A 26,003-nucleotide genomic window follows, 5' to 3' on the forward strand; every position below is an offset into this window, starting at 1 on the left:
TATGAAAAAAATAATATACATCATTTCTTTATTTATATCTACTGTCCTTTATACATCGTGTGATGCTTTGGATCTGGCTCCCGAAGATTATTTCGGAAGTGGGAACTATTGGAATAATGAAGCACAGGTAGATGGATATATGACAGGTATGCATTCTCAACTGAGGAGTTATTATGATATGTTCTATGTTTTGGGAGAAGTCCGTGGCGGAACACAACGTGTGGGAACTTCATCCGAGAATACGAGTTTGAATTATGCCAACTTGCGTTCAAATGTAATTGACCAGGATAGGCCGGGCATTAGTAACTGGTACGGTCTTTATTCTCCAATCATGCAAGTCAACCATTTTATTCAGAAAGTAGAGAATGAATGTAGTTTTTTGGATGACACAAACAGGAAACATTATCTGGCTCAGGCTTATGGATTAAGGGCGTTGTACTATTTTATGCTATATAAAACGTATGGTGGGGTACCCGTTGTAACTGAAGTTGAATTGCTGAACGGCAAGGTCACGGCTGATAAGTTCTATGTGGAACGTGCGACAGCAGAGGCAACACTTGAATTTATAAAAGGGGATATCCGGAAGTCAGAGGATAATTATGCTGATGTGACAGTGGCGAATGATTATGATAAGACGATATGGTCTAAAGCGGCTACTTTGATGCTGAAAGCTGAAATATATATGTGGGCTGCTAAAGTGACTATTGACGGACATACAGCTACCGGAACAACAGATTTGAAAGTGGCCCAGTCTGCTTTGAATCAGATTATAGGTAAATTCGAATTACTGTCTGACTTTGAGAATGTATTTAATACTTCCAATCGTAATAATAAGGAAGTTATTTTCACTTTGCATTTTGCAGATGGCGAAGCAACTAACTGGGGTGGACAATTCCTTTATCAGGATGCGGTATTTATCGGACAAGTATATGGACGTGACAGCAAACGGATAGATACGGATACATTAAATTTAAAGGGAACTGGTGGTGTATTCCGGCACGAATATACTCATGCTTTCTGGTCGGCTTATGATGAAAAAGATAGTCGTCGTGATGCTACATTCCTGGAGTATTATACCCAAGAAGATAAAGACCCTTCAAGTTTCGGATGTGTGTTGAAGAAATGTATCGGTTCGATTAATTCTAATAATAACCGTATTTATGATACGGATGTCATCGTATATCGTTATGCGGACGCTTTACTTATGATGGCTGAAGTTGCGAACGGATTGGGTGAATCATGTAGCACTTATATAAATGATGTACGTCAACGTGCTTATGGTGATGACTATGCCGGATATGAATACACTGATGGTAGTTTTGAGGAAAACGAATTGGCTATATTGCACGAACGTGATAAAGAATTTGTATGGGAAGGTAAACGATGGTTTGATGTTGTACGTATGCAGGATGTATCTCACAATTCGTTAGCATTTTCCGCATCAGCCAACTATCCTGCTACTTCTCCTTTGATTAGTGTGAGTGAAAAACATAAACTCTTATGGCCGTTGGATATTAGTACAATGAATATCAATCCATTGCTGGAACAAACTCCGGGATATGAACAGGAATAGGTATTAAGATTGTCGTTTTTTTACAGTTAACAACCTTTGAGTCTACTTTAAAAAGTTAGGAGTAATTTTATGAAAGGACTAACTTTTTAAGGTAGACTCAAATATTTAAATCAATATTTACGATATAATATTACTCCTCTCTTTTTTATTGTTTTTACCGGATGTGGTAAAGATGAAAGGGGGTGATTACGAAGAGAGATATGAATATGTAGTGAAAATAAAAGTACATGAAGAACCTGTTTACCTTACGTTGTCAGATTAGGGACTAACTTCTTATTCGTTGCATAGAATGACAAAGGAAAAGAAAAATTCGGAGAGTTTACCGGAAGATAATTTACTTTAAATATCGGAAAGTAAAAACTAGATAAATGTACTTCTCTTTATCTTCTTGATGATTTATTATGTGATATGTATATAATAAAATATTTAATTATTTGCTGGTAATATGATAAATTTATATCTTTGCACCAAAACAATTAATAATACCATGAAAAGAAACCTGCTTTTATTATCGTCCATCCTTTTTTTGTGTGTCTGCGGAACCTTGCAGGCTATCGCATCGGATACTGTATTTGTACGTGAAACTCAGATTCCTATTTTGATTGAACGACAGGATAATGTGTTGTTTATGCTGCGTTTGAATGCCAAAGAGAGTCGTAGTCTGGATGAAGTAGTTTTGAATTTTGGCAAAGATGTAAATCTGGCGGACATACAGTCCGTTAAGTTATATTATAGTGGTACGGAAGCCAGACAGAACTACGGTAAGAATTTCTTTGCTCCTGTATCTTATATTTCCAGCCATACGCCGGGAAAGACACTGGCTGCGAATCCTTCTTATTCGATTAATAAGTCGCAAGTGGATAATCCGAAACAGAAAGTTACATTAAAAGCTAATCAGAAACTTTTCCCCGGAGTAAACTATTTCTGGATTAGTTTGCAGATGAAGCCGGATGCTTCTTTGCTGGATAAGGTTTCGGCTAAGATTGCTGCGATTAAAGTTGATAACAAAGAAGCCCTTATGCATACAGTTTCTCCGGAGAATATAGCTCATAGGGTAGGAGTGGGCGTACGCCATGCCGGTGATGACGGTTCGGCAGCTTTCCGTATTCCGGGATTGGTGACCACCAATAATGGCACATTGCTGGGAGTATATGATGTACGTTATAATAGCAGTGTCGATTTGCAGGAGCATGTGGATATAGGTTTGAGCCGCAGTGTAGACGGTGGCAAAACTTGGGAGAAGATGCGTTTGCCTTTGGCTTTCGGCGAAACGGGTGATTTGCCTGCTGCACAGAACGGTGTCGGCGACCCTTCGATTCTGGTGGATACCAAGACCAACACAGTATGGGTAGTGGCAGCCTGGACACACGGAATGGGTAATCAGCGTGCCTGGTGGAGCTCATATCCGGGAATGGATATGAATCATACAGCCCAGTTGGTGTTGTCAAAGAGTACGGACGACGGTAAAACGTGGTCTAAGCCCATCAATATAACAGAACAAGTGAAAGACCCTTCATGGTATTTCCTTCTGCAAGGACCTGGACGCGGTATCACCATGCAGGACGGCACACTGGTATTCCCGATTCAGTTTATCGACTCTACCCGTATTCCGAATGCAGGAATCATGTATAGCAAAGACCGTGGCGAGACATGGAAAATCCATAACTACGCACGTACCAATACAACAGAAGCCCAAGTGGCGGAAGTAGAGCCGGGCGTGTTGATGCTGAACATGAGAGATAACCGTGGCGGTAGCCGTGCAGTTTCCACTACAAAGGATTTCGGCAAGACTTGGACAGAACACCCCTCTTCCCGCAAAGCTTTGCAGGAACCGGTTTGTATGGCAAGTTTGATTAGTGTAAAAGCGAAAGACAATGCATTAAACAAGGATATTCTTTTATTCTCCAACCCGAATACGGTTAAAGGTCGCCATCATATCACCATCAAGGCAAGTCTGGACGGAGGTGTCACCTGGCTGCCCGAACATCAGGTGATGTTGGATGAGGGTGAAGGATGGGGATATTCTTGTCTGACTATGATTGATAAAGAGACGGTTGGCATACTGTATGAAAGTAGTGTAGCTCACATGACTTTCCAGGCTGTCCGGCTAAGGGATATAATAAAATAGAGATACACACACGACCTGTAATCATGAAAAACAAATTAATACTATTAATATATTTTACAATTAACTTATACACAGTTTCAGTGGTAAAAGCAGGTGGTAGTCACCTGCTCCCCCAGCCACAAAAGTTTACCCCCTCTCATACCAGCTTTCAAGTGAATAATGTACAGCTTTCCACTCCTGTGCTTCAACAGGAGTGGGAGGCTTTTATTGCAGAAATGGGAGGAACCGTCTCGCCAAAGGCAACTACCGTCATTGATGTGAAACTACTGCCTTCTCTCCCCGAAATACCGATAAACCAGGATGAAGCTTACCGCCTGAATGTAACCAGGAAACGGATAACCGTTGAGGCTGTGACCGAAAGCGGCGTTTATTGGGCTATGCAGACTTTAAGGCAACTGGCAGAGAAAAGAAACTCAAAAACACAGATTCAAGGAGCTGAAATTGTTGACTGGCCTGCCTTCCGTATCCGTGGATTCATGCAGGACGTAGGACGGAGCTACATGTCGCTGGAAGAACTCAAACGTGAAATCACCGCACTCGCTAAATTCAAAATCAACGTCTTCCATTGGCATCTTACCGAGAATCAATCCTGGCGGCTGGAAAGCAAGATATTCCCAATGTTGAATGATAGTGTAAACACCACCCGGATGCCCGGAAAATATTACACGCTGGAAGAAGCTAAGGAACTGGTCGCATTCTGTAAGGCACACCACATGATGTTAATCCCCGAAATAGATATCCCCGGCCACAGTGCCGCATTCATGCGCACCTTCCGCCACGATATGCAAAGCCCCGAAGGGATGAAGATATTAAAACTCCTGTTGGATGAAGTCTGCGAAACGTTTGATGTGCCTTATTTACATATCGGTACGGACGAAGTCCAGTTTACCAATCCCCGGTTTGTGCCGGAAATGGTGTCTTATGTACGTTCCAAAGGCAAGAAAGTAATCTCATGGAATCCGGGCTGGCACTATAAAAAAGGAGAAATAGACATGACCCAGCTCTGGAGTTATCGCGGAAAGGCACAGGAAGGTATTCCTGCCATTGACTCGCGTTTCCATTATCTGAACCATTTCGATACCTTCGGTGACATCATCGCATTGTACAACAGCCGTATCTATAATAAGGAACAAGGAAGCGACGACCTCGCCGGCACGATTCTGGCTGTTTGGAATGACCGGTTAGTCAGTACCGAACGGGGGATGATTATTGAAAATAATTTCTATCCCAATATGCTGGCTATGGCAGAACGTGCCTGGAAAGGTGGCGGAACAGAATACTTCGATAAGAACGGCACAATACTTCCCACCGACGAACAGTCGGAACTATTTAAGAACTTTGTCGATTTTGAACGTCGCCTGTTGTGGCATAAAGAACATACCTTCGCTGGCTATCCATTTGCGTACGTCCGTCAGACAAATGTGAAATGGAACATAACAGACCCTTTCCCGAATGAAGGGGATTTGGCAAAGGCTTTCCCGCCGGAAGAAACTTTGCAGGATAGTTACAGCTACGCAGGAAAGACATACAAAGTACGCCCCGCCATTGGTGCGGGAATCTATCTCCGTCATGTGTGGGGCACACTTATTCCCGGATTCTACAAAGAACCGAAAGAGAACCATACAGCTTATGCCTACACCTATGTCTATTCACCGAAAGAACAAACCGTCGGTCTATGGGCTGAATTTCAGAATTACGGACGTTCCGAAGCAGACTTGCCGCCCTTGCCGGGAAAATGGGATTATAAAGAAAGCCGTATCTGGATAAATGGACAGGAAATAATCCCCCCTGTCTGGACAGCCACCCACCGGACTAAAAGTAACGAAATAGCATTGGGCAACGAAAACTGTGTAGCACGCCCCCCTTTGGAAGTTCGTCTGCAAAAAGGATGGAACAAAGTATTACTGAAATTGCCGGTAGGGAAGTTTACTACCCCCGAAGTCCGGTTAGTAAAATGGATGTTCACCACCGTTTTTGTCACTCCCGACGGACAGAAGGCTGTAGACGGACTTGTCTATTCACCGGACAAAACACTAAAGTGACATACCAATCATAAGGGGAAGGGCATTAACGAATATGCCATGAGCTAATTCGGATATGCTATAATGAAAAAGAAATATGCTATAATGAAAAACGGATATACTAATTAGTAAATAAAAAGAATAGCCATGAAGAAGAACTTGTTTTTAGTGGTCATATTGACCCTGGCTTTGGCATGCCATGCTCAGGAACGCAAATATTCTACGTTTTATTACCAGCGTGCTACGTTGTTTGAGGAACTGCCTGTTACTTCCAGCGACATTATTTTCCTGGGAAACAGTATCACGAACGGTGCCGAATGGGCGGAGCTGTTTCATAACAAACATGTGAAAAACCGTGGAATCAGCGGTGATATTTGTATGGGAGTATATGACCGTCTGGACGCTATCTTGAAAGGAAAACCTGCTAAAATATTTCTGCTGATTGGTATCAATGATGTGAGCCGTGGAACGTCCGCCGATACGATTGTATCCCGTATCGGAATGATTGCTCAAAAGATAAAGGCTGATTCACCGAAAACAAAGCTATATTTGCAAAGTGTTCTTCCCGTCACCGACCATTACAATATGTTCAAGGGGCATACTTCCCGTTGGCAGGTTATCCCCGAAATCAATAAAGGATTAGTCCGCCTGGCAGAGAAGGAAGGATTGACTTATATAGACTTGTACTCTCACTTTATAGACGAGCAAACCGGAAAGATGAACACTGCCTACACAAATGACGGTTTGCATCTTCTTGGAAAAGGTTATCTGAAATGGGTGGAGATTGTGAAACCTTACATTGGAAAGAAGTAAATATTAGGGCTAAATATCTGAAATAGTTAAATATCTGAAAGAACTAAATATCGGAGAAAGATAAATACCGGAAAAAATGAAAAAGATTCTGATACTATCCGTCTGTCTGTTCGTTTGCTGCGCACTGTCTGCCCAACAACGGATGAAAGTTGCATGCGTAGGAAACAGCATCACCTACGGAACCGGATTATCCGACCGTGCAACGCAATCTTATCCCGTACAGTTGCAGAAACTGCTGGGTGAGCGTTATGAAGTCGGGAACTTCGGGAAGCCCGGTGCAACCTTGCTCAATCAGGGACACCGCCCCTATACCTGTCAGGAAGAATATAAGAAAGCATTGGATTTTGCAGGAGACATCGTTGTCATTCATTTGGGAATCAATGATACCGACCCTCGTGACTGGCCCAATTACCGCGATTTTTTCGTGAAAGACTATTTAAGTCTGATTGACACATTCCGCAAAACTAATCCCGATGCACGGATTATCATAGCCCGAATGACTCCGATTGCCGACCGCCATGCCCGTTTCCTGTCGGGAACCCGTGACTGGCACGGCGAGATACAAACGGCTATCGAAACGGTAGCTCGTTATGCCGGTGTGCAGTTGATAGATTTCCACGAACCGCTTTATCCTTATCCTTTCTTGTTGCCGGATGCCGTTCATCCTACTGTTGAAGGGGCAGCGATAATGGCAAAAACTGTTTATTCGGCTATCACCGGAGATTATGGCGGCTTGAAATTATCCCCGCTTTACACGGATAATATGGTTCTCCAACGTGATACCCCTTTGTTGATTCACGGGACAGCCAATGCGGGAGAACAAGTCACAGTTCGCATAGACCATCAGAGGTGGATTACCAAAACTACACCGGACGGGAAGTGGTCAGTGAAATTATCCCCGTTGAAAGCGGGTGGTCCCTATACGCTGACAATCTCCACCCCCCAAAGAACCTTGAAATATTCAAATGTTCTGGCAGGAGAAGTCTGGCTATGTTCCGGTCAGTCGAACATGGAGTTTATGTTGAGCCAAGCCACTACCGGCAAAAAAGACATACCCCAAGCTGCCGACGAACAGTTGCGCTTGTATGACATGAAAGCCCGTTGGCGCACGGACGCGGTGCAATGGGATGCTTCCGTCCTCGACTCCCTGAATCATCTTCAATATTATAAAGACACAGAATGGCAAACCTGTACTCCCGACAATGCCGCCCGTTTTTCGGCGATAGCATCCTATTTCGGTCGGATGTTGCGGGATAGCTTGAAAGTTCCGGTAGGGCTGATATGCAATGCAATCGGCGGTTCACCTACCGAATCATGGATAGACCGGAATACGTTGGAATACCACTTCCCGGCTATCTTAAAAGACTGGACACACAATGACTTTATACAAGACTGGGTACGCGGACGTGCTGCATTAAACATCAAACAGTCGAAAGAGAAATTCCAACGCCACCCTTACGAACCTTGTTATTTGTACGAGTCGGGGATTCGTCCGTTAGCGCAATATCCGGTCAAAGGTGTGATTTGGTATCAGGGAGAATCGAACGCCCATAATTACGAGGCTCACGAGAAACTCTTCAAGCTCTTAATCAGCAGTTGGCGTAAGAACTGGGGGAATGAGGAACTGCCGTTCTATTATGTCCAGCTCTCCGGTATAGCCCGTCCTTCATGGCCGTGGTTCCGTGACAGCCAGCGCAGGATGATGAACGAAATATCGAATACGGGAATGGCGGTGTCGAGTGATTATGGTGATTCACTGGACGTACATCCCAGAAATAAGAAACCCATTGGCGAACGACTGGCGCGCTGGGCTTTGCATAAGACGTATGGTATGTCGGGCGTGTTGCCGTCCGGTCCGTTGTTCCGTCATGCAGATTTCCGTGAGGATGCGGTATTTGTGACGTTCGACTATGGCAAAGGCTTAAAGAGTTCGGATGGCGGTGCTTTGCGCACGTTTGAAGTAGCCGAAACGGACGGCGTCTATTACCCTGCAGTTGCCGAGATAATAAACGGTCAGATAAAAGTATATAGTGAACAGGTAAAACATCCGCGATACGTCCGCTATGGCTGGCAGCCTTTCACACGGGCGAACCTGGTGAATGAAGCAGGCTTGCCGGCATCAACCTTTCGGGCGGAAGCACCCGAACGGTTCATTACTGATATCCGCTTGCAGAAAATGGAAGGATTCCCGAAATCAGAGAAAGGCATCAAATCGGGCGTTTCTGCCTGTTATTCGGGAATCCTGAATGGAAAACTATTCATAGCCGGCGGCTGCAACTTTCCCGGAACACCTGCTAGTGAAGGAGGAAAAAAGAAATACTACCAAGGTATCTATGCGGCAGAAATAAATCCCGACACTCTGCTTCTTTGGAATAAAGTGGGAGAGCTTCCCGTTCCTGCCGCTTACGGGGTTTCCGTATCTTGTCCGGACGGCATCATCTGCATAGGAGGAAACAACGGACAGGGGGCGCTGAATTCTGTTTATAAAATCCGGTGGGATGGGCGGAATGGAAATGTGAAGAATGAAAAGAAAGGGAAAGTCGTGATAGAAACATTACCGGCTTTACCTTATACATTGGATAATATGTGTGGAACATTGATTGGAGAACAGCTATTTGTTGCCGGAGGAAATAGAAACGGCCAACCTTCAAACTCATTCCTTTGTCTCGATTTGGCTAATCTTCCGGCAGGGTGGCAGGAGTTACCGGAATTTCCCGGAGACGCACGGACGCAAGCCGTCTGTGCCGGACAGCGTAGGGGAGACGAAGCCCGTTTTTACCTATGGGGTGGATTTGCTCCTTCCACTGAGGGGAGGCCCGCCACACTTTCTACAAATGGTTACTGTTATTCTTCCGTATCCCGGCAGTGGACTCCGGTAGCTACCCCGGAAGGAAGTGACGGAGACATTATATCCTTAGGGGGAGCGGCGGCTGTTGTGTTAAACGACAGTCTGGTGCTTTGCACAGGAGGGGTAAATAAAGACATCTTTCTGGCAGCTCTTCAACGTCCGGAGAAAGATTATCTCCTTCATCCGGTAGAATGGTATAAATTTAATGACCGTGTATTGGTCTACAATATGAATCAGAATATCTGGCAGGAAATCACCCGTACACCGAGAGTGGCACGCGCCGGAGCTTCGTTGGCAGGAGGGGACAAAACATATTATAATATCAATGGAGAGTTGAAGCCCGGCATTCGTACTTCCGAAATTATAAAAATAACGATTGAATAATGGGGGAAAATTGACAAAAATGTAATATCTTTGACTCCGTTAATATCTAATACCCCCACTATGATATTTAGTTTGACAGGAAAAAAGGCTCAGATTGCGTGCGGACTACTATGTTGTTGCAGCATGGCGTATGCACAGAGCAATGACAATTCAGAAGTTGTAATCCTACATTCCGGCTGGGAATTTGCTCAGGCAGGAACAGAACTATGGCGGACGGCGGAAGTGCCCGGCACAGTACATCAAGACCTCATTCACCACAAACTCCTTCCTTCTCCTTTTTATGGAACGAACGAACAGAAAATCCAATGGGTGGAAAACGAAGACTGGGAATACCGTACCTCTTTTGCCGTCACGGCGGAACAACTGAAGAGGGACGACGCACAACTCATCTTTGAAGGTCTGGATACTTATGCGGATGTCTATCTTAACGGCTCGTTGCTGTTGAAAGCTGATAATATGTTTGTCGGCTATTCGTTACCCGTAAAGCCGCAACTTCGTCCGGGGGAAAACTTACTCCATATATATTTTCATTCGCCTATCCGGCAGACCCTTCCTCAATATGCATCCAACGGATTTAATTATCCTGCGGATAACGACCACCACGAGAAACATTTAAGTGTATTCTCCCGTAAGGCTCCTTATAGCTACGGCTGGGATTGGGGAATCCGCATGGTGACCAGCGGTATCTGGCGTCCGGTGAAACTCCGTTTCTATGACGCCGCTTCCATTAACGATTACCATGTCAGGCAACTGTCGTTGACGGAACAATCGGCCAAGCTGTCTAATGAACTGCAAATAACCAATATACTTTCTCATCCGCTTCAGGCAGAAGTGCGCATCAGCTATTCCTTTGAAAAAGGGGAAGAAAGCGTAGTCAACCGACCCGTCACCCTGCAACCCGGAATCAACTTTGTCCGTATCCCTTCCGAAGTCGTCTCTCCGGTACGTTGGATGCCGAACGGTTGGGGCAAACCGGCATTGTATGACTTCTCTGCCCAGGTGGTTTCTGACGGCAAAGTTGTGGCCGAACAATCTCATCGCATAGGACTCCGCACCGTCCGTCTGGTGAACGAGAAAGATGCGGACGGAGAATCCTTCTATTTTGAAGTAAACGGTATCCCGATGTTTGCCAAAGGAGCCAACTACATACCGCAGGACGCCCTTCTGACGAATGTGACGACCGAACGCTACCAGACATTGTTCCGTGACATCAAGGAAGCGAACATGAACGTCATCCGCGTATGGGGCGGCGGAACGTACGAGGACGACCGTTTCTACGATTTGGCAGATGAGAACGGAATTTTGGTTTGGCAGGACTTTATGTTTGCCTGCACCCCATATCCGTCCGACCCCACTTTTCTGAAACGGGTAGAGGCGGAAGCCTGCTACAACATCCGCCGTCTCCGCAATCACCCTTCGCTAGCCATGTGGTGCGGCAACAACGAGATACTTGAAGCCCTGAAATACTGGGGGTATCAGAAGAAATACACCCCGGAAATTTATCAGGAGATGATGACCGGCTATGACAAACTTTTCCGTGAGTTACTTCCCGCCAAAGTGAAAGAACTTGACGCTGACCGCTTTTACGTCCATAGCTCTCCTTACCTTGCCAACTGGGGACGTCCCGAGTCATGGGGGATAGGGGATAGCCACAACTGGGGTGTCTGGTACGGAAAGAAACCTTTTGAATCATTGGATACCGATTTGCCGCGTTTCATGAGTGAATTCGGTTTCCAGTCTTTCCCCGAAATGAAAACCATTGCCACATTCGCATCCCCCGAAGATTACCAAATCGAATCGGAAGTGATGAATGCTCATCAGAAGAGCAGCATCGGCAATGACTTGATTCGTACCTATATGGAACGTGATTATATCGTACCCGATAAATTTGAGGATTTCGTCTATGTCGGACTTGTATTGCAGGGACAAGGTATACGTCACGGCTTGGAAGCTCACCGCCGCAACCGTCCTTACTGCATGGGTACGCTATACTGGCAGTTGAACGACAGTTGGCCCGTTGTCTCCTGGTCGGGCATCGACTATTACGGCAACTGGAAAGCCCTGCATTATCAGGCGAAGCGTGCGTTCGCACCTATCCATATCAACCCCGTTCAGCAGAATGACAGTCTGTGCGTTTATATTCTTTCCGACTGTCTCGATACGATGGAGAAGATGACATTGGAGATGAAAATAACAGACTTTGAAGGGAAAAAGGCTGGGAAACCGGTACTGCTGAAATCTTTTTCGGTTCCGGCAAATACTTCCAAATGCGTGTACCGGGCGAAGCAGGACGATTTGCTCTCATTTGCAGAACGTAAATCTACGGGAACCTCTCAATCTTCAACGGATACCCGGCTTTCGGAAATGTTCCGCCATTGCTTCATGCAACTGACCCTGAAAGACGAGTCCGGACGTATCATTGATGAAACAGTCTACTTCTTCGAGAAGACCAAAGACCTACTCCTGCCCGAAACGACCATCACCTGCAAGATGAAGCAGACAGACGGCAAATGCGAACTGACGCTTCTTTCTCCAGCCTTGGCAAAAGATGTCTTTATTGAAGTTCCTTTGCAGGGCGCCCGTTTTAGTGATAACTTCTTCGACCTCTTGCCCGGAGAACGTAAAACGGTTATCATTACTTCTCCCCGAATCAAGAAAGGAGAGGAGTTGCCTTTGAGACTCAGACATATTCGTGAAACCTATAATTAAATATCTATTAGTAACTTAACACTTAATTTTTAGTTTATGAAACAATTCTTAAAACTAACCGGATGCCTGGCAGTGGCGGGACTTTTTGCCTCGTGCCAGTCTGCGCAACAAGAAGCTGATTACCAGATCATCCCCTTGCCGCAGGAAATTGTTACAGCTCAGGGAAGTCCCTTCATCCTGAAGAGCGGAGTGAAAATCCTTTATCCGGAAGGTAACGAAAAGATGCAACGCAACGCAAAGTTCCTGGCAGACTATCTGAAAACAGCTACCGGAAAAGACTTTGCCATCGAAGCCGGAACAGAAGGCAAGAATGCCATTGTACTGGCATTGGGAGCGGAAGCCGAAAATCCCGAATCTTATCAGTTGAAAGTTGCCGGTGACGGAATAACCATTACCGGTCCTACGGAAGCCGGCGTATTCTACGGAATCCAGTCTTTGCGCAAATCCCTGCCTGTTGCAGTGGGTGCGGATATAGCTTTGCCGGCGGTAGAAATCAAGGATGCTCCCCGTTTCTCTTATCGTGGTGCACACTTCGACACCAGCCGCCATTTCTTTACCGTAGATGAAGTGAAGACATATATCGACATGATGGCTTTGCACAATATGAACCGTTTCCACTGGCATATTACTGAAGACCAAGGCTGGCGTCTGGAAATCAAGAAATATCCGAAACTGACGGAAGTCGGTTCCAAGAGAACAGAGACAGTCATCGGACGTAACTCCGGCGAGTATGACGGCAAGCCTTACGGCGGTTTCTACACTCAGGAACAGGCAAAAGACATCGTAGCCTATGCTGCAGAACGTTACATCACCGTTATTCCCGAAATCGACCTTCCGGGACATATGCAGGCAGCCCTTGCCGCTTATCCGGAACTCGGCTGTACTGGTGGCCCGTACGAAGTATGGAGACAATGGGGTGTATCCGAAGACGTGCTCTGTGCCGGAAACGACCAGGTATTGAAATTCCTCGAAGACGTATATGCCGAACTGATTGAAATCTTCCCGTCGGAATATATCCATGTAGGCGGTGACGAATGTCCGAAAGTGCGTTGGGAGAAATGTCCGAAATGTCAGGCACGTATCAAGGCGCTGGGCTTGAAGTCCGACGATAAGCATAGTAAGGAAGAACGTTTGCAGAGCTTTGTTATCAACCATATCGAAAAATTCCTGAACGACCACGGACGTCAGATTATCGGTTGGGATGAAATCCTCGAAGGCGGACTTGCACCGAATGCGACTGTCATGTCATGGCGTGGTGAGAAGGGTGGTATCGAAGCTGCCAAGCAGAAACACGATGTGATTATGACACCGAACACTTACTTGTATTTCGACTACTATCAGACAAAAGATACAGAGAACGAACCTCTCGGTATCGGTGGTTATCTGCCTCTTGAAAGAGTGTATAGCTACGAGCCGATGCCGGCTTCCCTCACTCCGGAAGAACAGAAATATATCAAGGGCGTACAGGCTAACCTCTGGACTGAATACATTCCTACTTTCTCTCATGCCCAGTATATGGTATTGCCGCGTTGGGCTGCCTTGTCCGAAATCCAGTGGTCGGCTCCCGACAAGAAGAATTATGAAGACTTCCTGTCCCGTCTGCCGCGCCTGATTAAGTGGTACGATGCGGAAGGATACAATTATGGTAAACATGTATTTAACGTAACTGCCGAATACACTCCGAATCCGGCAGACGGTACACTGGACATCACTTTGTCTACCATCGACGGTGCGCCTATCCATTACACCTTGGACGGCACAGAACCTACCGCCGCTTCTCCGCTTTATGAAAGCCCGCTGAAAATCAAGGAGAATGTAACCTTCTCTGCCATTGCTGTCCGTCCTACCGGAAACAGCCGTGTGGTTTCTGAAAAGGTGAATTTCAGCAAATCCAGCATGAAGCCGATTGTAGCCAACCAACCTGTCAATAAGCAATACATGTTCAAAGGCGAATCTACACTGGTAGACGGCTTGAAAGGAAACGGCAATTACAAGACCGGACGTTGGATTGCATTCTACAAGAACGATATGGATATGACCATCGACCTTCAGCAGCCCACCGAGATTTCGAGCGTTGCTATTTCTACTTGCGTGGAGAAGGGCGACTGGGTGTTTGACGCGAGAGGACTCTCCGTAGAAGTTTCGGACGACGGCAAGAACTTTACCAAAGTTGCTTCCGAAGAGTATCCTGCTATGAAAGAAAGCGATAAGAATGGTATCTACGAACATAAACTGTCATTCAGCCCGGTAAAAACTCAATACGTGAAAGTAGTTGCCCTGTCTGAAAGTAAAATACCGGCATGGCATGGTGGCAAAGACAGTCCGGCATTCTTGTTTGTAGACGAAATCACGATAGATTAATGAATATAAGAAACAGATGCACTAAAGTTTGTCTTTTCTTATGGGTATTGGGAATGTGCTTGACCGCACATTCCCTTAAAGCACAGTCCGTCATTCCTGTCCCGTTGAAGATGGAGCAGGGGACGGGCTCTTTTTTACTCTCGGAGAAAACAAAACTTTATACAAACCTACAAGGTGGAGAAGCGCAGCTTCTGGAGAATTGCCTGCAAGCATTGCCGGTTCATCTCAAGAAAGGGAAAAAGAAAGATACGCAGAATGTACTTTCCCTATTGATAACGGAAAAGAGTGAGCAGTTGCCCACTTCTGAAAGCTATACGCTGTCCGTCACTCCGGAACGGATATTGATTCAGGCAACTTCAGGAGCCGGGCTCTTCTACGGGATTCAGACGCTCTTGCAGCTATCGGCTTCTTCGGGCGCGGGCACCACTGTTCCTGCGGTTGAAGTGCAAGATACGCCCCGTTTCGCTTATCGCGGATTGATGCTCGACGTATCCCGCCATTTCTTTACCAAGGAATTTGTGAAGAAACAGATAGACGCACTGGCATTTTATAAAATCAACCGTCTGCACCTGCACCTCACGGATGCCGCAGGCTGGCGGATTGAAATCAAGAAATACCCTCTGCTGACAGAATTTGCAGCCTGGCGTACCGATGCCAACTGGAAGAAATGGTGGAATGGCGACCGCAAATACCTTCGTTACGACGAACCCGGAGCTTCCGGCGGCTACTACACCCAGGATGATATCCGTGAAATCGTAGAATATGCCCGTCAGCATTTTATCACGGTTATTCCGGAGATTGAAATGCCTGCCCACTCGGAAGAAGTGCTGGCAGCTTATCCGCAACTCTCTTGTGCGGGCGAACCTTATAAGAACGCGGACTTCTGTGTCGGAAACGAAGAGACATTCACTTTCCTTGAGAATGTACTGACCGAAGTCATCGAACTTTTCCCTTCCGAATACATTCATATAGGCGGTGACGAAGCCGGCATGGCAGCATGGAAAACCTGCCCGAAGTGCCAGAAGAGAATGAAGGACGAACACCTCTCTCATGTAGACGAACTGCAAAGCTACCTGATTCACCGGATAGAAAAATTTCTGAATGCCCGCGGCCGTCGTTTGCTGGGTTGGGACGAGATACTTAAAGGCGGTCTGGCTCCTAATGCGACAGTCATGTCATGGCGCGGCGAAGAAGGCGGCATTGCCGCTGTAACTTCCGGTCACCGGGCTGTTATGACACCGGGAAGCCACTGTTATCTGGACAGTTATCAGGATGCTCCGTACTCCCAGCCGGAAGCCATCGGCGGATACCTGCCGTTGGAAAAAGTTTATTCTTACAATCCGGTCGCCGCTTCATTGTCGGCGGAGCAGGCAAAACTCGTGTATGGTGCGCAAGTTAATCTTTTTACCGAATATATCCCGACTCCCGAACACGTGGAATATATGCTGTATCCCCGTACATTGGCGTTGGCGGAAGTGGCATGGTCGGCTCCCGAACGTAAATCATGGCCGGACTTCCATGCCCGTGCGCTGAAAGCGGTGGCAGACTTGCAGGCGAAAGGCTATAACCCTTTCGATTTGAAGAAAGAAATCGGAAGCCGTCCTGAATCCGCTCAACCCGTTACGCATTTGGCTCGGGGAAAGAAAGTGATTTACAACACTCCCTACAATTCTTCTTATGCGGCGAAAGGTGACGTCACATTGACGGACGGCATACGTGGCGACTGGACTTACGGTGACGGTGCATGGCAAGGGTTTATCTCTAAGAACCGCCTGGACGTAACCATTGACATGGAAGCTGCTACTTCCATCCATTCCGTTACCGCCGCCTTTATGCAAGTGATAGGCGCAGAAGTATTCCTGCCCGCATCTGTCACGATTTCTATCTCCGACGACGGAACCAACTTCACCGAGTTGAAACATCAGACCTTTGAAGTGACCAAGGAAGTCCCTATTAAATTTACGGACATCTCTTGGGAAGGAAACGCGCAAGGAAGATATGTACGCTATCAGGCACAAGCCGGAAAAGAGTTCGGCGGTTGGATATTTACTGACGAGATAATCGTGAAATAGATATTCAGGCACGGATTTCTCTTCATGTCCATACCATTTCTGAATAAAAGAGGGAGTCTACTCAACCAGATTCCCTCTTTTATTGTTATATATTATAATATTACCTTAAAAAACTAATCAGTATGGTACGACGACACGGTAAACTAACTTTTCTCGGTCTTCTTCTGATAACCTCTTGCAGCAGCCTGTTTGCGCAGAAGATTCCTGTAACTGTTCCCATAGATTCCCTAATCACGGTAGGATACGCCACCGGAAGTCTGAAAACCATCTCCGGCTCCGTAGAGAAAATCACGGAAAGGCAGATGAACAAAGACCAGATAACGAATCCCTTGGAAGCGATTCGCGGTCGTGTCCCCGGTCTGACCATCCAGCGGGCAACGAACGGACCCGCCGCCCTCGATGCCGTGCGCCTACGGGGAACCACCTCTCTCACCAGTGGCAACGACCCGCTGATTATCGTCGACGGAGTATTCGGCGACCTCAGTATGCTGACCTCTATTTACCCCACCGACATCGAGAGCTTCACCATCTTGAAAGATGCTTCCGAAACCGCCCAATACGGTTCGCGCGGTGCATCCGGTGTGATAGAAGTCACCACGAAAAAAGGGATGCAAGGCAAGACGCAAGTAGCCTACAACGGCAGCTTCGGCATCTCCACCGTCTACAAAAATCTGAAAATGCTCTCCGGCAACGAATTCCGCCAGGTGGCCTCGGAACGTGGCATCTCCATCCTCGACAAAGGATACAACACCAACTTCCAAAAAGAAATCGAACAAACCGGCATACAGCAGAACCACCACGTCGCCTTCTACGGTGGTTCCAGTGAGTCCAACTATCGTGTTTCCCTCGGTTTCATGGATCGTCAGGGAGTCATCCTGAATGAAGACATGAAGAACTTCACCTCAAGCATGAACATGAACCAGCGGATGTTCGACGGTTTCCTGAACTGCGAACTGGGAATGTTCGGCTCCATCCTCAAGAACCATAACCTGGTGGATTATCAAAAAACATTCTACTCGGCAGCCACCTTCAACCCCACCTATCCCAACCATAAAGACCCCGTCACCAACTCCTGGGACGGCATCACTACTGCCAGTCAAATCACCAATCCACTGGCATGGATGGAAGTGCAGGACGATGACGCCACCTCGCATATCAGCACCCACGCCCGCTTGACGTTCAATCTGATGAAGGAACTGAAATTCACACTCTTCGGCGCCTATAGCTACAATATCGTCGAAAACTCCCAATATCTCCCCACTTCTGTCTGGGCAAACGGGCAGGCCTACAAAGGAACCAAAAAACGTGAATCCCTGTTAGGCAATATGATGCTGACCTACAAGAAGCACCGGAAAAAACATTTCTTCGACGCCCTCGCCCTTGCCGAACTCCAGAAAGAAACTTACACCGGATACTATACCACAGTAAGCAACTTCAGCACCGACAAATTCGGCTACAACAACCTGCAAGCAGGCGCGCTCCGCCTATGGGAAGGTACAAACTCCTACTACGAGCAACCCCGCCTTGCTTCCTTCATGGGACGCTTCAACTACACCTACGCCGACCGCTATATACTCACCCTCAACGCCCGTACCGACGCATCCTCAAAATTCGGCGCTAATCATAAATGGGGATTTTTCCCTTCCGCATCCGCTGCCTGGGTGATTAGTGAGGAGAAATTCATGAAACAACTCCCCGTGGTCGACAATCTGAAATTCCGTATCGGCTATGGCCTTGCAGGTAATCAAAGCGGAATTGATTCCTACACCACGCTGAACCTCGTCAAGCCGAACGGCGTCGTTCCCGTAGGAAACTCCGCCATCGTCTCCCTGGGCGACTTGCGAAACACCAACCCCGACCTGAAATGGGAAGTAAAGCATACCTTCAACACCGGCATCGACGTAGCCCTGTTCGGCAACCGCCTATTGCTTTCCGCCAACTATTACAACTCCCGCACCACCGATATGCTCTACCTCTACAATGTCAGCGTGCCGCCATTCACCTACAACACCCTGTTGGCGAACATCGGCTCCATGCGCAACTGGGGTACTGAAATCGCCATCGGCATCACCCCTCTGAAAACCCGGGACATGGAACTGAACATCAACGCCAACATCACCTTCCAACGCAACAAACTGCTCTCTCTGAGCGGTATGTACAACGGCGAAATGATTTCCGCCCCCGAATACAAAAGCCTTGCCAGTCTTGACGGCGCCGGCTTCCACGGTGGCTACAACCACATTGTCTACCAAATGGTAGGCCAACCGTTAGGTGTCTTCTACCTGCCACACAGCACAGGACTGGAATCCGACGGCAACGGCGGATATACCTACGGCATCGCCGACCTGAACGGTGGTGGTGTCAGCCTTGAAGACGGCGAAGACCGTTACGTAGCCGGGCAAGCCGTCCCGAAAACGATTCTCGGCTCCAACATCAGCTTCCGCTACAAACGCTTCGACCTCTCCGTCCAGATAAACGGAGCCTTCGGTCATAAAATCTACAACGGAACTTCCCTGACTTACATGAACATGAATATCTTCCCCGACTACAACGTCATGAAAGCAGCCCCGAAGCAGAACATTAAAGACCAGACCGCCACGGACTATTGGTTGGAAAAGGGAGATTACGTCAACTTCGACTACGTGACCCTGGGTTGGAACGTCCCCATAGAGAAAGTGCAGAAACTCAAAAAGTACGTTCGTTCCCTGCGCCTGGCGTTCACCGTCAACAACCTGGCGACCATCTCCGGCTATTCGGGACTCTCGCCCATGATTAACAGCTCCACCGTAAACTCAACTTTAGGCGTGGACGACAAACGCGGCTACCCGTTAGCCCGCACCTACATACTGGGACTAAGTATTAACTTCTAAAAACAGAGGACGACATGATGAAAAAACAGTTGAAAAATATAGAGCAATTCTCCGAAGTAACGGAACAACGCTCAAAAAAGATAGAACAATGTTCAAAGAAAATTAAACAGCCGTCAATAATAAGAATTACAGGACTTACAAGAATAACAGGACTTATTCTTATTATGTGTATGACTCTCTTTTCATGCGATAAATTCCTGGAAGAAAATCCAAAGGACAAACTTCCCGCCGGTGACGTTTACAACAAACTGTCCGACGTATATCTCAACGCCGTAGCCTCACTCTACACCTATGTCGGCGGTTACAGCGACAGCCAGGGTCTGCAAGGAACGGGTAGGGGAGTCTACGACCTGAACACCTTCACCACCGACGAAGCCATCATCCCTACACGTGGCGGCGACTGGTACGACGGTGGCTTCTGGCAAGGGCTCTACCTGCACGACTGGGGAATCGAAAATGACGCCATCCAAGCCACCTGGGAATACCTCTACAAAGTCGTAATGCTCAGCAACAAATCTTTAGAAATAATAGATAAATTCAGCGAAACCCACTCCGACGCGGAACTCCCCGCCTATCGTGCCGAAGTGCAAGCCATGCGTGCCATGTACTATTACTACCTGATGGACTTATTCGCCCGCATCCCCTTGGTGCAATCTTCCTCTGTCGCCATGAAAGACGTACTCCAAAGCGACCGCAAAACCGTCTTTGAATTTATCTTCCACGAATTGCAGGAAGCCGAGCCTTTACTCAGTGACGTGCACAGCAACCAATCCGGCCCTTATTACGGTCGTATCACCCGTCCCGTAGTCACTTTCCTGCTAGCCAAACTAGCCCTGAACGCCGAAGTCTACACCGACAACGACTGGACGGACACCCAACGCCCGGACGGAAAGAACATCAAATTCACCGTAAACGGCAACGAACTCAACGCCTGGGAAACAACCGTCTACTACTGCGACCAACTAAAATCCCTCGGCTATAAACTGGAACCGAAATACGAAACAAACTTCTCCGTCTTCAACGAACCGTCGATAGAGAACATCTTCACCATCCCGATGAACAAAACCTTATACACCAATCAAATGCAATACCTTTTCCGTTCCCGCCACTATAACCACGCCAAAGCCTACGGCTTAAGCGGCGAGAACGGCCCCAGCGCAACGATTGAAGCTCTCGAAACCTTCGGCTACGAAACGACAACCCAAGACCCCCGCTTCGACATCTGTTACTTCGCCGGTATCGTGCGTGACCTCAAAGGCAACATCATAAAACTAGACAACGGTACTGTCCTGGAATATCTCCCCTGGAACGTAGCCCTGGACATCACCGACACCCCTTACGAACAAACAGCAGGCGCCCGCATGAAAAAGTACGAAGTAGACCCGACCGCCACCAAAGACGGTAAACTGATGGAAAACGACATCGTTCTCTTCCGCTACGCCGATGCCTTACTGATGAAAAGCGAAGCCAAAGTACGAAACGGCGAAAACGGCGATAATGAACTGAACGAAGTTCGCAATCGTGTAAACGCCGCTCCCCGTTCCGCCACTTTAGAAAACATACTTGCCGAACGCCAACTTGAATTGGCCTGGGAAGGTTGGAGACGTCAAGACCTGATTCGCTTCGGAAAGTTTACAAGAGCGTACAGCAGCCGTCCGCAATTACCGGATGAAGCAAGCGGCTATACAACCGTGTTCCCTATCCCAGAGAAGATACGGGTGATGAATACGAATTTGAACCAGAATCCGGGATACTAAGTGAAATTCATAGTGAAATAATGAATACTTCTTTTGATAGTATTCATATTATTACTATATTTGTGAGTTCTCTGTAATTTAATATAGGAGATTGATATGAAAACAGTAGAAGTAATTGTGGAACACGCAGGAAAGAACTTGAGTGCTTATATTGAAGGTGCTCCGGTTATCACTGTTGGCAATGACATGAGAGAGATTGAGGAGAATATGAAAGAAGCGATTGAATTGTATTTGGAAGATAATTCTAATCCTTGCGAAGTATTGTCCGGAGAATTCGAATTAAAATTCAAAATTGATGCTGCTACTTTTATAAACTATTATAGCAACATCTTTACCAAAGCTGCATTAAGCCGGATTACGGGAATCAATGAACGTCAGTTGTGGCATTACGCTGCCGGAGTACATAAACCCCGCAGGCAACAACTGGAGAAAATCCAAAAAGGTATTCAGGCTTTATCTAAAGAACTGTCAGCTATCAACTTATTGTAATAAGTGAAATTTATAGTAAACGCCCCATGTGTTACCAAACATTCATGGAGCGTTTTATTATTTATAGGGGAGAGTCACTCTCTTTTATTTCTTCATATAGTGATATCTCATAGAAAATACATATATTTCAATCGTATCTTCATGTACGGAATAGATGATTCGATGTTCTGAGTTAATACGTCTTGACCATTTGCCCGCAAGTTCATATTTTAACGGTTCCGGTTTACCTATACCGGTATATGGATGCTCTGAAATATCTCTGAGCAAAGCCGTTATTTTATTCATAATGACTTTGTTCCCAGTCTTTTTCCAGTACTCAAGGTCTATTCTAGCCTGTTCAAGAAGTTTTATTTCCATAGATTTTCAATATCAACCGAAGTGCCGCCGCCATTTTTTATTTCATCGTCTCCCTTTCTGATGATATCCATCATGGCGGGGGATTTCATGATGTATTCAGTCTCTTTGATAGAATTGTATTCTTCCAAAGAAATAACGACTACACTTTCGTTTCCTGAACGATGAACGATTAATGGTTCACTGTCATTGATAACCGCATCGAGATAACTCTTGAGGTTATTTCTTAGTTCTGAATAATTGGTTGTTCTCATAATCTTCCTTTTGATAAGTACAAATATAAGTACTTAATATTGTATCTGCAAATGAATTGAGAATTATTTATGATACCTTTAAAGAATCATTATACCTCATCTGATTCCTTTAATCCACCAACTCGAAACTATACTTTTCAAATTCATTTCCGTTGATTATTACAGCAATTTGGTGCAGTCCGAGGTGTAATTTCCTCGTTGTAACTACCCGAAAAGAGTGTTTTCTAGTTATTTGTGTAACAGAATCTGCGGCATATTCTTTTTCGCTGATTTTATGCACTTTTTTCGTCAACGTTCCATTCGCTTTTTGGTAATAGATGCCATATTCAAGTCGTATCCTGACTTTTTTATCGTTATGATTCAGCAGCTTAAAACTAAACTCCAACGAATCTCCGACTTTCACTTTGGGCGTTGGGATTTGGAAATTATCAATACTGATATTTTCTATAACAGAGTCAAAGCCAAACAATTCCATCATTTCCGGATTACCTTGTTTCAAGAGAGTCCGACAGCCGTGTTTAATAATCCAGTCTACCTCTTTCGACTCTCCCCGCCATTTTTTTACCAAATCAATCACCGTTTCGGGATTATCTTTCGCAATATCATTCAGATTATTGGCAACGCTCAATCGTACAAACCTTGACGGGTCATTTTTGAGATTTTCCAGAATAGGAATGATTGGCGCAGGATTCTCTTTCAAGTTCGGCAACGCCATTGCCCAGGGAAGGCGCGGGCGGCAACCCTCTGACGCAAGCCGTCTCACTCCCCAATGTTCGTGCTTGGACCAGAGCAGCATTTGCTTCATCATCTCGTCCGGATATTTAATAATAAAAGGATGGACAGCAAATTCGCAACTGGTGAACTGAGTGATTTTCTCTATCGCTCTGACAGAAGTCTCGTAGTCGTCCAACCCATATTGTTCGACATAATTATCCAGAATCGCCCCATATTCCAGTGTCAACCCGAACTTCTCATCGTCTATGACCGAAAAGTCAGGATACGTACTTTTTACATAATCCAACAGTTCGAGTATTTTGGCGATTGCATCTTTGTAATCAACGGGCAAAAACTCTTTCAGAACAGTCGTAATATGTCTGCAACGTTGTTTTAATTCTCTGTTTTCCCATTCATCATCCATTATCCGGGACACAAACTCGCGGGCATCAAAATCGTTGATAACGAGTTTCAAGTCTTTCGTAAATCTATCGAAAAACTGCTCGTTGTACATGTTCTTAAAAGGTTCCGCCATTTTTTTTAATTATTTAATTCATCCAATCATTTCATCTTACCTTATAATTAAAGTATAAATGAATATAAAGTATAAGTGAGCCGCAAAAAAGATTACAGCTCACTTATACCTTCTATATAATATAACAGCAAAAAATCAATCGAAGAAACTCTTGAACTTCTTGAAAATCTTCTCCTTCACCGAAGTGTTCGGCTTGAAGTTGTCCGAAGCATCCATCTTCTCCAGCGTAGCCTTCTCCTCCTTGTTGAGAGCTTCCGGCACATAAATACTGATATTCACGAGCAAGTCCCCCGTTCCATATCCATTTACGTTCGGCAACCCCTTTCCGCGAAGGCGAAGCACTTTACCCGGCTGAGTACCCGCATCAATCTTCACTTTCACCTTGCCGTCAATCGTCGGAATCTCCACAGCGCCGCCCAATGCAGCCGTCGGGAAACTCAACAGCAAGTTGTAAATCAAGTCATTCTCGTCGCGGATTAAGTCCTGATGCGGTTCTTCCTCTACAAGAATCAGCAAATCGCCCGACACACCATTGTGTTTTCCGGCATTACCCTTGCCGCCCATCGAGAGCTGCATACCCTCTGCCACACCGGCAGGAATCTTCACCGTCACCACTTCTTCACCGTAAATGATTCCGTCGCCACCGCACTTCTTACACTTGTTCTTGATAATCTTACCTTCACCATTACAAGTAGAGCAAGTGACACGCGTCTGCATGGTGCCCAGAATCGTCTGCTGGTTGCGAATCACCGAGCCGCTGCCCTTACAGGTAGGACACGTCTCCGAACCGCCGTCCCCTTCGGCACCCGAACCATGGCAATGATCGCACGGCACATATTTCTTGAGCTTGAACTTCTTTTCCACCCCTTCGGAGATTTCCTTCAAAGTCAGCTTCACTTTCACGCGAAGGTCACTGCCGCGATACCGGCGCTGCTGCGAGCCGCCACCGCCGCCGAATCCGCCAAAACCGCTGAATCCGCCACCGAATCCGCCGCCACGGCCACCGAAAATATCGCCGAACATAGAGAAAATATCATCCATCGACATACCTTCGCCACCGAAACCGCCGAACGGCCCGCCATTGCCTGCCGCACCGCTCACACCCGCATGACCGAACTGGTCATACCGCGAACGCTTATCCGGATTGCTCAATACATCATAAGCCTCGGCTGCCTCTTTAAACTTCTCTTCCGCCTCTTTATCTCCCGGATTCTTGTCAGGGTGATACTGGATCGCCTTCTTGCGGTAAGCCTTCTTTATCTCTTCTACTGTGGCAGTCTTCGCCACTTCCAGTACTTCGTAATAATCTCTTTTTTCTGCCATGCTTCTTTGCCAATTACAAATTAATCTTATTCCCCTACCACTACTTTAGCGTGCCGCAGCACCTTGTCGTTCAATGTATATCCCGTCTGCACACAATCCAGAATCTTGCCTTTCTGTGCTTCCGACGGTGCAGGGATTACTGCGATGGCTTCGTGAAAATCCGTATCCAACGGCTGGTCTTTCGTCTCGATGACCTTCACTCCGTTTTGTGCCAGCACAGCCAGGAATTTATTGTAAATCAGCTCGATACCCTCTTTTACGGCATTCACGTCCGTTGCCGTCTCCATCGTCTTGATGGCACGTTCGAAGTCGTCCACTACCGGAAGAATACTGCTCAGGCTCTTTTCGCCACCGTTCAGAATCAGCTCGGCTTTCTCCTTCAAGGTACGCTTGCGGTAATTGTCAAACTCGGCAGACAGGCGCAGATACTTGTCCTTCTGCTCCTCAATCGTCTCCTGAGCCTTTTCCAACTCCTGCTCAAGCTCTTCCTCATGCGTCAGCGGAGCCGCGTCTTCAGCCTGTTCGTTCTGCGGCTGGTCTTCCGCACCATTATTCAGAATGTCTTCCACATTCATCTCTTCTTCCTTCACCTTTTTTTCTTTCGGATTCATCTTGGTATTTACTATTTTACAAGTTACTATTTACTATTTAAAAACATACGTTATCTGGGTAAGATACCGTCTATAAACATACCGGACTGACCGGATGTCATTGATTTTGCCTGCAAAAACTTTGCCAAGTTGGCATTTTTGCCAAAAACGCTGCAAAGGTAACACTTTTATGTCAGATTGGCACATA

The 26,003-nt window shown here is 46.4% G+C and carries 16 protein-coding genes; 11 read left to right on the plus strand and 5 right to left on the minus strand.

Annotated features, from left to right (window positions below; genetic code table 11):
• The first annotated feature begins 1 nt into the window (after nucleotide 1).
• The 11 genes from ACGHVY_RS05455 (at nucleotide 2) to ACGHVY_RS05505 (ending at nucleotide 22,025) form a co-directional block, all read left to right on the plus strand.
• A complete protein-coding gene (locus tag ACGHVY_RS05455; RefSeq protein ID WP_390597675.1) occupies nucleotides 2–1,573 on the plus strand; it encodes a RagB/SusD family nutrient uptake outer membrane protein in 1,572 nt (523 codons plus the stop codon).
• Nucleotides 1,574–2,060: 487 nt separating this feature from the next.
• On the plus strand, nucleotides 2,061–3,701 hold the full coding sequence (locus ACGHVY_RS05460; RefSeq protein WP_390597677.1) for a BNR-repeat neuraminidase N-terminal domain-containing protein: 1,641 nt from the start codon (nucleotides 2,061–2,063) through the stop codon (nucleotides 3,699–3,701).
• Nucleotides 3,702–3,724: 23 nt separating this feature from the next.
• On the plus strand, nucleotides 3,725–5,743 hold the full coding sequence (locus ACGHVY_RS05465) for a family 20 glycosylhydrolase (protein WP_390597679.1): 2,019 nt from the start codon (nucleotides 3,725–3,727) through the stop codon (nucleotides 5,741–5,743).
• 126 nt (nucleotides 5,744–5,869) lie between these two features.
• Nucleotides 5,870–6,535, plus strand: a complete 666-nt coding sequence (locus ACGHVY_RS05470) for an SGNH/GDSL hydrolase family protein (RefSeq protein ID WP_390597681.1) — start codon at nucleotides 5,870–5,872, stop codon at nucleotides 6,533–6,535.
• A 76-nt stretch (nucleotides 6,536–6,611) separates the two neighbouring features.
• Nucleotides 6,612–9,767 (plus strand): cyclically-permuted mutarotase family protein, encoded by a 3,156-nt coding sequence (locus ACGHVY_RS05475; RefSeq protein ID WP_390597683.1) that lies wholly within the window; start codon nucleotides 6,612–6,614, stop codon nucleotides 9,765–9,767.
• A gap of 60 nt (nucleotides 9,768–9,827) precedes the next feature.
• A complete protein-coding gene (locus tag ACGHVY_RS05480; protein ID WP_390597685.1) occupies nucleotides 9,828–12,476 on the plus strand; it encodes a glycosyl hydrolase 2 galactose-binding domain-containing protein in 2,649 nt (882 codons plus the stop codon).
• Between the two features lie 36 nt (nucleotides 12,477–12,512).
• The gene (locus tag ACGHVY_RS05485; protein ID WP_390597687.1) at nucleotides 12,513–14,837 is read left to right on the plus strand and encodes a family 20 glycosylhydrolase; all 2,325 of its coding nucleotides are present in this window, start codon (nucleotides 12,513–12,515) and stop codon (nucleotides 14,835–14,837) included.
• Nucleotides 14,837–16,909 (plus strand): family 20 glycosylhydrolase, encoded by a 2,073-nt coding sequence (locus tag ACGHVY_RS05490; RefSeq protein WP_390597689.1) that lies wholly within the window; start codon nucleotides 14,837–14,839, stop codon nucleotides 16,907–16,909. Before ACGHVY_RS05485 ends, ACGHVY_RS05490 begins: the two co-directional genes overlap by 1 nt.
• A 122-nt stretch (nucleotides 16,910–17,031) precedes the next feature.
• A complete protein-coding gene (locus tag ACGHVY_RS05495; RefSeq protein ID WP_390597691.1) occupies nucleotides 17,032–19,779 on the plus strand; it encodes a SusC/RagA family TonB-linked outer membrane protein in 2,748 nt (915 codons plus the stop codon).
• A 14-nt stretch (nucleotides 19,780–19,793) separates the two neighbouring features.
• Nucleotides 19,794–21,536: a RagB/SusD family nutrient uptake outer membrane protein gene (locus tag ACGHVY_RS05500; RefSeq protein WP_390597693.1), complete on the plus strand. Its 1,743-nt coding sequence runs from the start codon at nucleotides 19,794–19,796 to the stop codon at nucleotides 21,534–21,536.
• Nucleotides 21,537–21,632: 96 nt separating this feature from the next.
• Nucleotides 21,633–22,025 carry an antitoxin HicB gene (locus ACGHVY_RS05505; RefSeq protein WP_308744865.1) on the plus strand — a complete coding sequence of 131 codons (393 nt, stop codon included), beginning with the start codon at nucleotides 21,633–21,635 and terminating at the stop codon, nucleotides 22,023–22,025.
• A gap of 84 nt (nucleotides 22,026–22,109) precedes the next feature.
• On the opposite strand, the gene ACGHVY_RS05510 is transcribed toward ACGHVY_RS05505, so the two are convergent.
• From ACGHVY_RS05510 to ACGHVY_RS05530, 5 genes are all read right to left on the minus strand, one after another.
• Entirely contained in the window at nucleotides 22,110–22,382 is a 273-nt protein-coding gene (locus ACGHVY_RS05510; protein ID WP_167964482.1) for a Txe/YoeB family addiction module toxin, read from the minus strand.
• Entirely contained in the window at nucleotides 22,373–22,633 is a 261-nt protein-coding gene (locus tag ACGHVY_RS05515; protein ID WP_022139717.1) for a type II toxin-antitoxin system Phd/YefM family antitoxin, read from the minus strand. The genes ACGHVY_RS05510 and ACGHVY_RS05515 overlap by 10 nt, the downstream gene beginning before the upstream one ends.
• A gap of 109 nt (nucleotides 22,634–22,742) precedes the next feature.
• Nucleotides 22,743–23,882 (minus strand): DNA alkylation repair protein, encoded by a 1,140-nt coding sequence (locus ACGHVY_RS05520; protein WP_390597696.1) that lies wholly within the window; start codon nucleotides 23,880–23,882, stop codon nucleotides 22,743–22,745.
• A gap of 135 nt (nucleotides 23,883–24,017) precedes the next feature.
• Nucleotides 24,018–25,205: a molecular chaperone DnaJ gene (gene dnaJ / locus ACGHVY_RS05525; protein ID WP_308744863.1), complete on the minus strand. Its 1,188-nt coding sequence runs from the start codon at nucleotides 25,203–25,205 to the stop codon at nucleotides 24,018–24,020.
• 26 nt (nucleotides 25,206–25,231) lie between these two features.
• Nucleotides 25,232–25,816: a nucleotide exchange factor GrpE gene (locus ACGHVY_RS05530; RefSeq protein WP_308744862.1), complete on the minus strand. Its 585-nt coding sequence runs from the start codon at nucleotides 25,814–25,816 to the stop codon at nucleotides 25,232–25,234.
• Nucleotides 25,817–26,003: the final 187 nt, after the last annotated feature.

The organism is Bacteroides sp. f07, assembly GCF_042854785.1.
Classification (GTDB): Bacteria; Bacteroidota; Bacteroidia; order Bacteroidales; family Bacteroidaceae; genus Bacteroides.

Bases quoted from the DNA above. Each gene is read 5' to 3' on its own strand.
- ACGHVY_RS05455 (WP_390597675.1), top strand. From the start codon at position 2: ATGAAAAAAATAATATACATCATTTCTTTATTTATATCTACTGTCCTT.
- ACGHVY_RS05460 (WP_390597677.1), top strand. From the start codon at position 2,061: ATGAAAAGAAACCTGCTTTTATTATCGTCCATCCTTTTTTTGTGTGTC.
- ACGHVY_RS05465 (WP_390597679.1), top strand. From the start codon at position 3,725: ATGAAAAACAAATTAATACTATTAATATATTTTACAATTAACTTATAC.
- ACGHVY_RS05470 (WP_390597681.1), top strand. From the start codon at position 5,870: ATGAAGAAGAACTTGTTTTTAGTGGTCATATTGACCCTGGCTTTGGCA.
- ACGHVY_RS05475 (WP_390597683.1), top strand. From the start codon at position 6,612: ATGAAAAAGATTCTGATACTATCCGTCTGTCTGTTCGTTTGCTGCGCA.
- ACGHVY_RS05480 (WP_390597685.1), top strand. From the start codon at position 9,828: ATGATATTTAGTTTGACAGGAAAAAAGGCTCAGATTGCGTGCGGACTA.
- ACGHVY_RS05485 (WP_390597687.1), top strand. From the start codon at position 12,513: ATGAAACAATTCTTAAAACTAACCGGATGCCTGGCAGTGGCGGGACTT.
- ACGHVY_RS05490 (WP_390597689.1), top strand. From the start codon at position 14,837: ATGAATATAAGAAACAGATGCACTAAAGTTTGTCTTTTCTTATGGGTA.
- ACGHVY_RS05495 (WP_390597691.1), top strand. From the start codon at position 17,032: ATGGTACGACGACACGGTAAACTAACTTTTCTCGGTCTTCTTCTGATA.
- ACGHVY_RS05500 (WP_390597693.1), top strand. From the start codon at position 19,794: ATGATGAAAAAACAGTTGAAAAATATAGAGCAATTCTCCGAAGTAACG.
- ACGHVY_RS05505 (WP_308744865.1), top strand. From the start codon at position 21,633: ATGAAAACAGTAGAAGTAATTGTGGAACACGCAGGAAAGAACTTGAGT.
- ACGHVY_RS05510 (WP_167964482.1), bottom strand. From the start codon at position 22,382: ATGGAAATAAAACTTCTTGAACAGGCTAGAATAGACCTTGAGTACTGG.
- ACGHVY_RS05515 (WP_022139717.1), bottom strand. From the start codon at position 22,633: ATGAGAACAACCAATTATTCAGAACTAAGAAATAACCTCAAGAGTTAT.
- ACGHVY_RS05520 (WP_390597696.1), bottom strand. From the start codon at position 23,882: ATGGCGGAACCTTTTAAGAACATGTACAACGAGCAGTTTTTCGATAGA.
- dnaJ (WP_308744863.1), bottom strand. From the start codon at position 25,205: ATGGCAGAAAAAAGAGATTATTACGAAGTACTGGAAGTGGCGAAGACT.
- ACGHVY_RS05530 (WP_308744862.1), bottom strand. From the start codon at position 25,816: ATGAATCCGAAAGAAAAAAAGGTGAAGGAAGAAGAGATGAATGTGGAA.